General features: G+C 67.4%; 9 protein-coding genes. 4 read left to right on the plus strand and 5 right to left on the minus strand.

From position 1 onward, the window contains the following. Positions 1 to 166: 166 nt before the first annotated feature. The 3 genes from NBW84_RS16760 to NBW84_RS16770 all read right to left on the minus strand — a co-directional run bounded on the left by NBW84_RS16760 (position 167) and on the right by NBW84_RS16770 (position 4,024). Entirely contained in the window at positions 167 to 1,177 is a 1,011-nt protein-coding gene (locus NBW84_RS16760) for a hypothetical protein (RefSeq protein WP_250285679.1), read from the minus strand. Positions 1,178 to 1,292: 115 nt separating this feature from the next. Then, positions 1,293 to 1,751, minus strand: a complete 459-nt coding sequence (locus NBW84_RS16765; protein WP_250285680.1) for a hypothetical protein — start codon at positions 1,749 to 1,751, stop codon at positions 1,293 to 1,295. A 5-nt stretch (positions 1,752 to 1,756) separates the two neighbouring features. Beyond that, positions 1,757 to 4,024, minus strand: a complete 2,268-nt coding sequence (locus NBW84_RS16770) for a hypothetical protein (RefSeq protein WP_250285681.1) — start codon at positions 4,022 to 4,024, stop codon at positions 1,757 to 1,759. A gap of 539 nt (positions 4,025 to 4,563) precedes the next feature. Here NBW84_RS16770 and ureG point away from each other — a divergent pair. Together ureG and NBW84_RS16780 are read left to right on the plus strand one after the other, a co-directional pair. Continuing rightward, a complete protein-coding gene (ureG, locus tag NBW84_RS16775; RefSeq protein ID WP_250285682.1) occupies positions 4,564 to 5,397 on the plus strand; it encodes an urease accessory protein UreG in 834 nt (277 codons plus the stop codon). Positions 5,398 to 5,576: 179 nt separating this feature from the next. Further along, on the plus strand, positions 5,577 to 6,935 hold the full coding sequence (locus tag NBW84_RS16780) for an urease accessory protein UreD (RefSeq protein ID WP_445548740.1): 1,359 nt from the start codon (positions 5,577 to 5,579) through the stop codon (positions 6,933 to 6,935). Positions 6,936 to 6,945: 10 nt separating this feature from the next. On the opposite strand, the gene NBW84_RS16785 is transcribed toward NBW84_RS16780, so the two are convergent. Then, positions 6,946 to 7,503, minus strand: coding sequence for a PaaI family thioesterase (locus NBW84_RS16785; RefSeq protein WP_250285683.1), 558 nt, complete (start codon positions 7,501 to 7,503; stop codon positions 6,946 to 6,948). 296 nt (positions 7,504 to 7,799) lie between these two features. Here NBW84_RS16785 and NBW84_RS16790 point away from each other — a divergent pair, with 296 nt between their 5' ends. Then, positions 7,800 to 8,450 carry a TetR/AcrR family transcriptional regulator gene (locus NBW84_RS16790; RefSeq protein WP_250285684.1) on the plus strand — a complete coding sequence of 217 codons (651 nt, stop codon included), beginning with the start codon at positions 7,800 to 7,802 and terminating at the stop codon, positions 8,448 to 8,450. Positions 8,451 to 8,701: 251 nt separating this feature from the next. Here NBW84_RS16790 and hpnH read toward each other — a convergent pair whose 3' ends face one another. After that, complete coding sequence (hpnH, locus tag NBW84_RS16795; RefSeq protein WP_250285685.1) at positions 8,702 to 9,706, minus strand: adenosyl-hopene transferase HpnH; 1,005 nt, start codon at positions 9,704 to 9,706, stop codon at positions 8,702 to 8,704. Positions 9,707 to 10,862: 1,156 nt separating this feature from the next. Between hpnH and NBW84_RS16800 the strand changes: the two genes are divergently transcribed. Next, positions 10,863 to 11,932: serine/threonine-protein kinase (locus tag NBW84_RS16800; RefSeq protein WP_250285686.1), on the plus strand; the 1,070-nt coding region annotated here is incomplete at its 3' end.

The following is an 11,932-nucleotide window of genomic DNA, read 5'->3' on the forward strand; positions in this document are numbered from 1 at the left end:
CCACCCTGAAAGTATCCACCATGACCCGGCACATCGGCTCATACCGGCGTCTTCTTTACACCGTGGCCCTGCCTGTCGGCGCCGGGCGGGCCGGCGGATGTCCACGGATTCCGCCACGGGGGCGGTCAGCGAGGGAACTACGGTGGGAACGATACCGATCGTGGTTCTAGAATGCGGGGACCGTGCTGGTCGTGGCGTTGCCGGTGGAGGTCTTCTCGAGACTGATCTCCCAGTTCGCGTTGGGGTCGAACGAGTCGTCGAACTTCTCGAAGGAACAGTCCCGGGTGAACCCGCGGCGGGCGGCGTCCCAGTCGCTGCCGGACTTGAAGTAGACCCAGTAGGTGCCGGCGATCCCGGTCACCGTGGCATTCGAGTTGCTCCGCACGTAGACGGTGAGCTGAGGCTCCGCCGGGTTTCCGCTGGCCACCAGGACGGCGACGTCGGTGACATCGCCGTTTTTGATCCGCAGGCTTCCGGACCCTCGCCGGCCGGATCGCTGGACGACCGCGCCGTTGGCCGCACGACGGTCGGTGATCTGAGGGGCCGTTGGCTCCAGCGGCAGCATCAATTCACCGAACTTCAGATTGATCTCGGAAAAACTCGCCATGGCCGTCTTGTAGGTGCCGGACTTCACCGCACGGTAGACGTCTCGCCTGGCCTCGTACAACTGCGTTTGCAGTGCGCTCTGCACGCCGCAGGAATTCAGTTTCGTCACGTCTGCCGAGGAGATGTCCTTCTCCAGCCTGTTCCAGACGAGGAGAGCGCTTTCCAGCACAGCATGCTGCTCACGGGCCTGGTATGGCGGTGTGACCGTCTGGATATAGTCCGACTGCTGGCGCAGCGCCGTGGCGAGATCAATTCGTGCGGAGTCGACCTCCGCGAGAGTGGTCGCCGCCAGAACCCGGTCCACGGCAGGGCGTACCGCCTGTTCGACCCTGGTCAACACGGCCTGGTATTCGTCAGGCGCCAGCGCCGGTTTCGATATGGAGCCCGTTCCCGACGAAGAACTCGATCCCCCCGCTCGCCCACCCGAGCCGGCCGTGGGCGCGGAGGTGCCGTCGACGATGAACGCGATGGCGATGATGAGCGTCAGGATCCCCCATGCCACGGACGCGCCCAGCAGACTCGTACGTCGAACGCTCCCCATGACCGTCCCCGACTCGGTTGCAGTGATCACATCGTACATACCGCACCCCCGAGCCGCCCGGAAACCAACACACTGTCAATTCCCGACAGGCACCAGCCAACAGGACGACCATCGGACCTCCACCACCAGCAAGCCGTAGCAGGCCCTACTCCGCACCCCAGATCGAAATTCCATCAAGATCGACGGATGTGCCAACGGGGAAATCCTCGAGGCCCTTTTCCGGCGACCATCTCGCAAGGACGAGATCAGCGTTCCTTGTCAGAATGCACGACCACTGGAAATTTTTGACAAAATCCTCGAACATCATCCTCGCCAAGGATTCCTGTCGCCCCCCGCCCCCCGGCCTTGAGATCCAGATCTCCCAGTAGTATGGATAGTCGTCATAGATTGCCCGATCTTCCTGCTCCCGAGGCTCAGGGACGGAGACATCATTTTGCAGAACCGCACCGCCAACGGTGCCTTCCAAGCCTCGATAGCCCTTTCTGTACACCGAGATACCGTCCTCGAAACGAACAATATCGAAATCCATGCCATCGGCAATCCTGACGGTTACCTCAGGAAGGTCGAGATCGGATTTGAAGAATATCTGATCGGTGTCAGACACAGCCCTCAACCTCCACGCAGCTCTGCGGAGCCGTCCGGCCTGGTAATCAAAATTCCACCATCAACCTTCCGGGCCATCATACTCGACCCGTCTCCGAGAAAAATACGTACCTGCGCCGGAAACGGCTGACCAGCGGCATCCCCGAGGGCATCTGCCGCCGGGCCGCCCGCGGCCTGCCCCCACGCCTTCTTGATCCCCTCGTACGCATCCTCCGCCCTCAGTCCCACCTGGCGTCCGTCAATGACCGCCCCACCATCACCGGAAGTCTGCTTTCCCGCCTTAAGAATGTTCCTTCGAATCGCGTTCTTGCTCGAGCTTTCAAGCGTCTTGAGCTCTGTAACAAGGCCCGGATCATCGGGATCACTACGGACAATGACATCGGGGTTCTGCTGGTTACGCACAGTATGATCAGCCGGGAGAAACCGCACGTCCGAACCCTCGTCGACAAGCACACGAGCGATATCGATCTCCTTTTTTTGAACGTCTCCTATGACGCCATGAATACCCGGCCGAAAAAAATCACCGAGAGGGCCGGGGACGAGCGAAGACATGTCGACCGAAGAGCTGGATAAAGATTCACCATCCGGTGCTGATTCCCTCTGGAAGCCATCGGATTCCTGTCGCTTGGCATCCAACTGCGACCCGGTGACTTCCGGGCCGTCGGGCGTAGCCGCAGCATCGTTCGCCCGACTACCATGATTGAATTCGCTGAAGCCAGTGCCGGGTTCGTCAGAGCGAATCCGATCGGGAGTGCTCGAGGGAGCGCCGTCCGGGTCTGCGAGATTGTCGCTGTGCCCACTGTTGGAGTTTCCCTTATTGTCGCCGCTGTCCGCATGACCCTTGTTTCCGCCGCTGTCGTGGCCGTTGTCGGCGTGGTCGTTGTCGGCGTGGTTGGGGCCGGTGGTGGACGGGGGTTTGTCGGGGTGGGTGGTGATGGTGGTGTCGGCGGCGCGGTCGAGATTGGCGGTGGCTTCTCCGGCTTCTCCGGCTGTCCGGTTTGTAGAATGTGCCGCGGTGTTCTCGGGAAAGCGGACGGACGTGGTCCGGACGGCCGCGGCAGCCGCCGGATCGGAACCGGCCACGATATCCGTCCTGGCCGCGCGTGACGTCCCAGCCAGATGTGCTGTCCCGGCCGGATCGGTCACCGCGCGGCGGACGGCGGCGGCTGCCGAGGCCAGCCGCTGGCGGCCGGTGGCGATCGCGCCGAGCGCCATTTCCTGACCGCCGTGCGCAAGCGCCCGGCCGCCGCCCAGCAACAGCTTTCCGGCGTCGGCGGCGCTCCGGATACCGGCGACCGCCCGGCTGCCACCACGTACCCCCTGGACCAGCGCGCCGACCGTCGTCAGGCCTTTTGTGCCAGGCACGACGCCGAGTAAGGCAAACGCGACGTCCCATCGGGACGCCCGCCCCCTGTCATACTCCATCAAAGTGTCGGCGAGGACGACGACAGCGGCGGCGAAAACGACCCAGGCGGCCGGGCCTCCGACAATGAGAGCGACCACACCCAGAACCGCGACGGTGATTTTCGCGACCTGGACGGCGGACGTCCAAACCTTCCCCGCAGCATTTCCGATCCTCTCCCACGAATACCACGGCTTGTTTCTGATCCCGGCATCGGAGGCGGCCCGGATCGCCTGCACGCAGACCTTGGCGGCGTCCGCGCGCATGGCTTCTGCGGACAACGCGAGCCGGCGGGCGGCGTCCAGTTCGCTCTGCCCGTCCTGAACGGCACCTTGTATCTGGTCGAGCCTGGCCTGTGCCGCGGCCCGGTTACGGCTGGCCTGCGCCACCTGCGCCGGATCGGGCGACGGGGGGATACGCATGGGATAACTGGAAGATGTCGAGGAAAGGTCGGCAAGGGCCACCGTGTCCGTGGCCAACGCGGCCTGGGCTGGGCCGAGGAGGTTCCGCGCATTGTCCCGCTGGAAACGCGCGTCGCGGCCCCGGGCCAACGCCCGGTCAGCCTGAATCTGTGCCGCGGCCAGAATCGGCTCGTAGGCTGTCAGCGCGTCTCCGGCCATCCGGTAGGACGTTTCCAGTTTCCGCAGCTGCTCAGGGAATTCCGCGAGCTCCTCCCGGAATGCGTCCCCCGCCTCCCCCAGCCATGATTCGACGGCGCCGCCGGTGTGCAGGGACTCCACCTGCCCGCGGGCGTACTCGACGTCCGCGGCGAATTCGAGATATCTGCGCGCCAGCTGCCGTACCGAGAAGGGGTCGCCTGGTGTGGGGTCCGCATCCAGGTCCAGCACGGCCCAGTCGGTGGGCCGGTTCACCGGAGCGGCCCACCGACGGCGGGACCGGAACCACCCGGGCAGATGAGATCAGGCCGGGCCACGCCCCTGCGAACAGCCACGCCCCTGCGAACAGCCACGCCCCCGCGAACAGCCACGCCCCCGCGAACAGCCACGCCCCCGCCAGTGGGTGTGCCGCCGCCGGCGGCGTCTTCGCGAACGGCCGTGCCGCCGCAAGCAGCTATACGCCCGCGAAGAGCGCAACTGCGATGCACCGTATGAGCATAAACTATTGCTCAACGTAATGTAGAACCGTTGTGACGCATACGGGGAACCTGTGATCAAAAATGGTTGGCCCGTGCGGGGGAGAGGTTCTGGCCGGTGGGGCAGTCGTCAGGTCATGTGTTCAGGTCATGTGTTCAGGCGCGGGTGCGCGTACCCGGCCGGAGGTATGAAACCCCCGGACGCCAGGTCGCGCATGCCGGGGTGCGGATGCTCTCCGGGCAGGCACGTCCCCGTCCGGCGGTCATCAGGCCACGCGCCCGTGTGCGGGGCCGGGAGAAGTTCGGGAAGGTGTAGGGATGCATCGCGAGCACGACCTTCAGATGTTTCCCGCGACGGGCGGCGGCCCGGCCCGGCGTACCGGCACCGGACATCCACCTGAAGCGGCGCAACCGCCAACACCCCAGACAGCAACGCCCCAGACAGTGGGGCCGCGTGCACTCGGAGATGCGCGCCCGGACGGCCGGGCGGTCCGTATCGGTGTCGGTGGGCCGGTGGGCAGCGGCAAGACCGCGCTGGTCGCGGCGTTGTGCCGGGCCCTCGCCAGCACCCTGCGGCTCGCGGTCGTGACCAACGACATCTACACCACCGAGGACGCCGACTTCCTGCGCGCGGCCGGCGTGCTCGACCCGGCGCGCATCCGCGCGGTCGAGACGGGATGCTGCCCGCACACCGCCATCCGGGACGACATCACCGCGAACCTGGACGCCGTCGAGGACCTGGAGGCGGACTTCGGCCCGCTCGACCTGGTCCTGGTCGAAAGCGGCGGCGACAACCTGACCGCGACCTTCAGCTATGGCCTCGTCGACCGGCAGATATTCGTCATCGACGTGGCCGGCGGCGACAAGGTGCCTCGCAAGGGCGGCCCGGGCGTCACCAACAGTGATCTTCTTGTCATCAACAAGACCGATCTCGCGCCGCTCGTCGGCGCGGACCTCGGCGTCATGGCCCGGGACGCCGAACGGGTCCGCCACGGCCGTCCGGTGCTGTTCACCTCACTGACAACGCGACCGGGAGCGGCCGAGGTGGCCGACTGGGTCCTCGCGGTGCTCGCGGGTTCTTCGCGGCACGTCCGGTCGCGGTCTCCGGATCACCCCGCCGCCCAGGTCGCCGCCCCGGGCCGGCCGTCCTGAACCAGCCCGGACCGCGCCCGATCAGCACGCGCCCGATCGGCCCGCGCCCCGCCGCACCTTGCCGGGCCGGAGCCGGTCACACTGGACCCGATCACACCGGGCCCGGTCGGCCCGCTCGCGACGACGTCGGGGACAGTATCGAGGACGAGTTGACGGACAGAAGGGAAACGGCCGCCGGGATGACCGGCGTCGGTTCAGGCCGGCCACCGGCACGCATCGATCGAACGTCGATCAGCGCGCACGCGGTCATCCGGATCGAACCGATCACGGATGGCAACGAGATCGGCCCCCGCGAGGCTCGCGGCAACGAAGTCAGTGGCAACGGGGCCGCTGGCAACGGTGTTCGGGCCGGGGGTACCCGCGACATCGGGATCAACGGCCACCGGACCGGCGGCGAGGCGCACGACGGCCGGATCCGTGACAGCGGGATCCGAGTTGGCGGGATCCGAGTTGGCGGGGTACGGGTCAGCGAGCTGAGGTCGCAGGTGCCGCTGGTCCTGCGGCGTACCGGGGGTTGGACGCGCCCCGGCGACGGGCTGCCGACCGTCACCGTGCATCTGGTGAACGCCGCGGCCGGGCCGCTTGCCGGCGACCAGCTGCGGCTGGATATCACGGTCGGTGCGGGTGTCCGGCTGGTGCTGCGCACGACGGCCGCGACCGTCGCGCTGCCCGGGCACGGCGAGCAGCCGTCGCTGTTCGACGTCCACGCCGATATCGGGCCGGGCGGCGCGCTGGAGTACCTGCCCGAACCGACCGTGGCCGCCCACGGATGCCGGCACCGGATGCGGGCGACGATCAGGCTCGCGGCTGACGCCCGCCTGCTGTGGCGGGAGGAGATCGTCCTCGGGCGTTTCGGTGAGCCACCTGGCTCGATCTCGTCCACCCTTCGGGTCGACGTCGAGGACAGCGCCGCGGACGAGGGCAGCGCTGACAACGTCGCAGGCAATGTCAGGAACGACGTCGGGGGCGACGCGGGTGATACCGACACGAACACCGACGACCACGCGGGCAGTGACACGGCTGGGGCAGCTGACAACACCGGAGCGAACGACATCCGGCAGAACGACGGCGCTGGTCGGAGCGTTCGGAGTGGTCCGAGTGGTCCGAGTGGTCCGAGTGGTCCGAGTGGTCCGAGTATCCGGCCGCTGCTCCGGCAGGCCCTGCACCTGGATACGGCGGCTCCGGGCCTGCACGGGCCGGCGGTCCTCGGCGGCGCCCGCGTGATCGGCGCGCTGCTGATCGCCGGGCCCGGGCCGGACGGGCTGGGCCTGCCCGCCGGCACGACCGGCACCATCGGCCCCACCGGCACCATCGGTCCCGCCGACATCGGCAGCTCCACTGGCACTGGCGGAGACGCCGTCGGTGCCGACATCAGCACCGACGGCGGGACGTTCGCCGCGCTCCCCCTGGCCGGGCCAGGTGTTCTCGTCAGCGCGCTGGCCTCCGACGCGGTCACTCTCCGGCGCTCCCTGGAGGCCGGGGCGACAGCCGTATCCGCGCGGACAGCCGTACCTTCGCGAACGGGCGAGACCGCGTGAACGGTCCGCGCTACGTGCCCGAGGTGGCGCTCTCCAGCGGAAAGACCAGAAAGGTGCTGCTGGCGGTCGCGACCACCTTGCCGGCGGCGTCGCGGACATCCCCCTCGGCGAACGCGACCCGGCGGCCGGGCTTAGTGACCCAGCCGTGCGCGGTCAGTTCGGCGGGACGACCGCTGACCACCCGTACCGGGCGAAGATAGTTGACCTTGATTTCGATGGATGTGTACCCGGAGCCGGCCGGCAGCGTCGTGTGCACGGAACATCCGGTGACCGTGTCCAGCAGGGTGCAGACTAGGCCGCCGTGAACCGTGCCGAGAGGATTGTAGGCGGACTCGTCCGGAAGGCATCGGAAGACGACGTCGCCTTCGGTGACCTCGTCTATCCCGAAGTCGAAGTGAGCGGTGATCGGCGGGGGCGGCACCCGGCCGTCCCGGATCGCCAGGAGAAAGTCCAGGCCGCTCATCGTCCGCCCCACCGCGGCGGTAGGCAGTGGATCATGCCAGGTGACGGTCTTGCTGCGTGGCTCGCCCCAGGCCGAGGCCGTTGCAGGCGGCTCGATTGTCGTCATGATGCCGAGAGTAGAGCGTATCCGATGGATGTCGGCCCGATGGATGCCGCATCCGGTGGACGCCGGCCAGATGGATGCCGGTCGATGTGGGCGGCCGTGATTGCGCAGCGGTCGCGCGGATCCGGCACATGTGCGAGCGTGGGCGCATCCCGAAGGAGAGCGGCCGTAGCCTGGCGATGGCGTGACCGGTGGATAGCGTTATATTATTAAAAGTATTTGACAGGCTCCGACGCAGTGACAAATATTCCTACGGCTTGACTCACTCATTAGAGGACTGAGTGCAACATAATCGACGAATGACCAGAGCCAGCGGGAGCGAGCATCCAGCCGCCACCCGCCAGGCTCTCCTGGCCGCCGCCCGGCTGCGGTTCGGCACCCAGGGCTACGCCGCCACCGGCACCGAGGAGATCGTGGCCGATGCGCAGGTGACCCGCGGTGCTCTTTATCATCATTTTCGCGACAAAGCGGACCTTTTCGGCGCTGTCATGGAGCAGGTCGCGCTCGAGGTCGCCGAACAGCTCGTGACCACCGAACTCAGGCGGGCCACGGACGAGTCGGACACGGACGCCTGGGAACAGCTACGCGCCGGGTTCCAGTCCTTCCTGGACATCTGCACCGACAGCGACTTCCAGCGCATCGTTCTGGTCGACGGCCCGGCCGTGCTCGGGCATGACGCGTGGGACGTCCTGGTCGAGCGTTACGGCTACCGGCTGCTCGCCGAATGGCTGGCCCGGGCCATCGAGGAGGGGCGGATCGACCCGCTGCCCGTCATGCCTCTCACCCGGGTGCTGGCGGCCGTCCTGTCCGAGGCAAGCCTGTTGATCGGCCGGGCCGGTGACCCGGCGCGGGCGCGCCAGGCGCGCCAGGAGGCGGGCGAGGTGCTGGACCGCCTGCTGGTCGGTCTGGAGGCGAAGAACGGCCTGGTGGCGAAGGACGCCGTTTCGTAGGCCGTCCCCACGAGCCGCGGGCCATCTTCAGGGGCCACGCACCGCCGTTCTCGCACCGGCCGCCGAATGACCCACGCACGGCAGGGGCCGGCCACGATCGACGCGGCCGGCCCCTGCCTGAAAAACATGTCCGGATATAAAAAACTACATTCAGGGCAACGGTTGTTCGCCGATGGGTAGTCGTCCACCGATGGGCGACCACCCATCGGTGGACGACTACCGACCACACCGGCCGGACACCGCTGCCGGTCTCAGACGCTGCGCATGGCGCGCAGGGACTCCTTCAGCGAGGACGTGGTGGCGAGCACCGCGGAGGTCTCGTAGCCGCAGTGCGCCATGCAGTTCGCGCAGCGCGGGTCCTTGCCCCGGCCGTAGGCGTCCCAGTCGGTGGTCTCGACCAGCTCCTTGTAGGAGGAGACGTAGCCGTCGCTCATCAGGTAGCAGGGCTTCTGCCAGCCGAAGAGCGAGTAGCTCGGGATGCCCCACGCGGTGCAGGAGAGATCGCGCTTGCCCTCCAGGAAGTCCAGGAACACCGGCGAGTGGTTCAGCCGCCACTTGGCACGCCGGCCGTCGGCGAAGACCTTGGAGAACAGCTCGCGGGTCTGCGTGACCCCGAGGAAGTGCTCCTGGTCGGGTGCCTTCTCGTAGGCGTAGGCGGGCGAGAGCTGGATCTGGTCGACCTTCACCTCGTCGTTGAGGTAGGCCAGCACGTCGATGACGTCCTGCGGGCTGTCGTTGTTGAAGAAGGTGGAGTTGGTGCCCACCCGGAAGCCCGCGGCCTTGGCCTCCGCGATCGCGGCGATCGCCTCGTCGAAGGTACCGTTCTTCTCCACCACCGCGTCGTGCCGCTCCCGCAGCCCGTCGATGTGGACGATGAAGGTGAAATACGGCGACGGTGTGAACTTCGCCATCTTCTTACGGAGCAACAGCCCGTTGGTGCACAGCAGGACAAACTTCTTGCGGGCAATGAGCTGACGAACGATCTCGTCGAGCTGCGGGTGCATCAGCGGCTCACCGCCGGCGATCGCGACCACCGGCGCGCCGCACTCCTCCACGGCGGCCATGGCGTCCTCGACGCTCATCCGCTGCTTGAGCACGGAGGCCGGGTGCTGGATCTTTCCGCAACCGGTGCACGACAGATTGCACGCGAACAGGGGCTCAAGTTCGAGAACAAGCGGGAAGTGCTTGCGCCGCAGCACTTTCTGCTTGGCCAGGTACATCCCGATCCGCAACGAGTAGCGCCACTCCACCGCCACGGCAATACCGTCCTTCGGCGTCGACGTCGTACGGCCGTACGGCCGCTCCACCACAAGAACATACAGGGTGTACGTACAGCTTGTATGTCCGTCGTGGACGTCGGATCGGCCACTGTCCGCCCGGGGCGGGCCGGGTGGCCCCTGTGGCAACGGCATCCGTCGCCACAGGTCAGCGGGATTGTCATGCGGCCACGTCGGCAACCGGACAGATCACCTGTCACGCGTCCGACAACACTCGGGGCGCGCCCGGCCGGGCCGGAGGGCACTCCCGCGGCGGACCTGACAGCCCGCCGGCCGGCGCTGGCCACCGGCGGCGGCGACCATGCCCGGAGGGCCCGAAGGCCTCATCGGCACGGTCCCGCGGCCGCGACGCGGCGGGTCCCGGGACCCGCCGCGCACCCGGATATGAGCATCCGGACGTGAGCACCCGGACGTGAGCATGGCCACCTGCGCGAAATGTGAGCACGGTCACCACGAACGCGGCATCGCGCATACGCCCCTGTGAACAACGCCGCCCCGTGAACAACGCTGCCCCGTGAACAACGTGGCGCTGTGAACAACGTGGCACTGTGAACATGGACACTCCGGAGAACACGGACACCACCGGACACGACGGCGTGAGTATGGTCACCCACGGAACATGACAGCCCCGGAAACCATCAACTTCGGAAACCATCAGAAGTGGATCAGTTGCGTCCGCAACACGTCCCACTCCTTTTCGGTTTATTAGGACAACGATTTGACCAGGACGACGGTTTAGCCGACGGGCCGCACGGCCGGGAGCAGCCCCGGCCCGCCTGCCGAGCGGGCCGCATGCCCGCCGGATCCCGGCCGGGCAGCCACCCGAACGCCGGACGAGAGGTTATCTCAGTCACAGAATTCCCCGGGATGGAACGCATACCATCGCCATGGAACCCGTACTTCCCCAAATCGGTGACGGATGGCCCGCGTCGCCGGCCCATCATAATTCCTGGTGGAACCCGGCGGAAGTTGCGTGGGCCCCACCGGCGGGCCGGCGAAGCCGTCAGCCAAAGGGCAGCGGTCCCGACGCCTAATATCAGCGGAAAGCAACAGGACATCGGCACGGAGGCCACATGGGGTTGAGCACGTGTTGCGCGGCGAGCGCGAAGGCGGGCGTATGACACCAGGCGGGCACTTGGTCACGCACCTGGTCGGCGAGCGGTTCCAGCTCGTCGAGCGGCTCGGCTCGGGCGGGATGGGGACGGTCTGGCGCGCGTTCGACACCGACAGCAATGTCGAACGCGCGCTGAAAGAGATCCGTATTCCTGACCATCTCCCGGCCCGTGACCGCGAGATGCTGATCGAGCGTGCCCGCCGCGAAGCGCGTAATGCCGCCCGGCTCGGCGTCCATCCCCATGTGGTCACCGTTCACGACCTGGTCGAGGACAACGACACGCGGTGGATCGTCATGGACCTGGTATCCGGATGTTCACTGGCAACAATGATCACACGCGACGGCGCGCTGGACGAGCGGGAAGTGGCCCGGATAGGCATCGCCCTGCTGGACGCGCTGGCGCACGGTCACCGCAAAGGCGTTCTGCACCGGGACGTCAAGCCGTCGAACGTTCTGATCACCGCTGACGGGACCGTGCGGCTCACGGATTTCGGGATCGCCGTCTACGAGACCGATCATCGGATCACCGCCGCCGGCGGCCTGGTCGGCACCCCCGCCTACATGGCTCCCGAACGCATCCGCGGTGAGGACGGCGGGCCCGCCAGCGACCTGTTCTCGTTGGCGACGACCCTGCTGCACGCTGCGGAGGGCATCTCCCCGTTCGGGCGGGATACCACCTTCGCCACCATGCACGCCGTGGTCTACGAGGCCCCGACCGTACCGACGCGGGCCACCCGGGCCTACTCGGTGCTCAGCCCGATCCTGGCCAAGGAACCGTCCGCCCGCCCGCCGGCGGAGCGGATCCGCCGGCAGCTACAGGCTCTGCTGCGCGCCGCACGGCCGGGCCCGCTGCTGGTCCCGAACGACTGGCCGGCCACGAGCGTCGCGCCGACGACCAACGCCTGGCCGGCCGCGCGAGCCTTCTACGAGGCCCCGACCATGTCCTGCGCGCCGATCGACCGGCCGTATCCCGGTGACTACGAGCACACCGTCCACGAGCTCGACACGATCGGCATCGAACTGCCGGCCACCGACGCGGCGCAGCCCACCCCGTGGCGGGAGGCGGCGCCACGGCGGGCACATGCCGAGCC

The organism is Protofrankia sp. CiP1_Cm_nod2, from assembly GCF_920664355.1.
GTDB lineage: Bacteria > Actinomycetota > Actinomycetes > Frankiales > Frankiaceae > Protofrankia.

What these genes read in the sequence shown, in the direction of transcription:
- ureG (WP_250285682.1), top strand. Translation starts at nt 4,564, where the DNA reads ATGCATCGCGAGCACGACCTTCAGATGTTTCCCGCGACGGGCGGCGGC.
- NBW84_RS16780 (WP_445548740.1), top strand. Translation starts at nt 5,577, where the DNA reads ATGACCGGCGTCGGTTCAGGCCGGCCACCGGCACGCATCGATCGAACG.
- NBW84_RS16785 (WP_250285683.1), bottom strand. Translation starts at nt 7,503, where the DNA reads ATGACGACAATCGAGCCGCCTGCAACGGCCTCGGCCTGGGGCGAGCCA.
- NBW84_RS16790 (WP_250285684.1), top strand. Translation starts at nt 7,800, where the DNA reads ATGACCAGAGCCAGCGGGAGCGAGCATCCAGCCGCCACCCGCCAGGCT.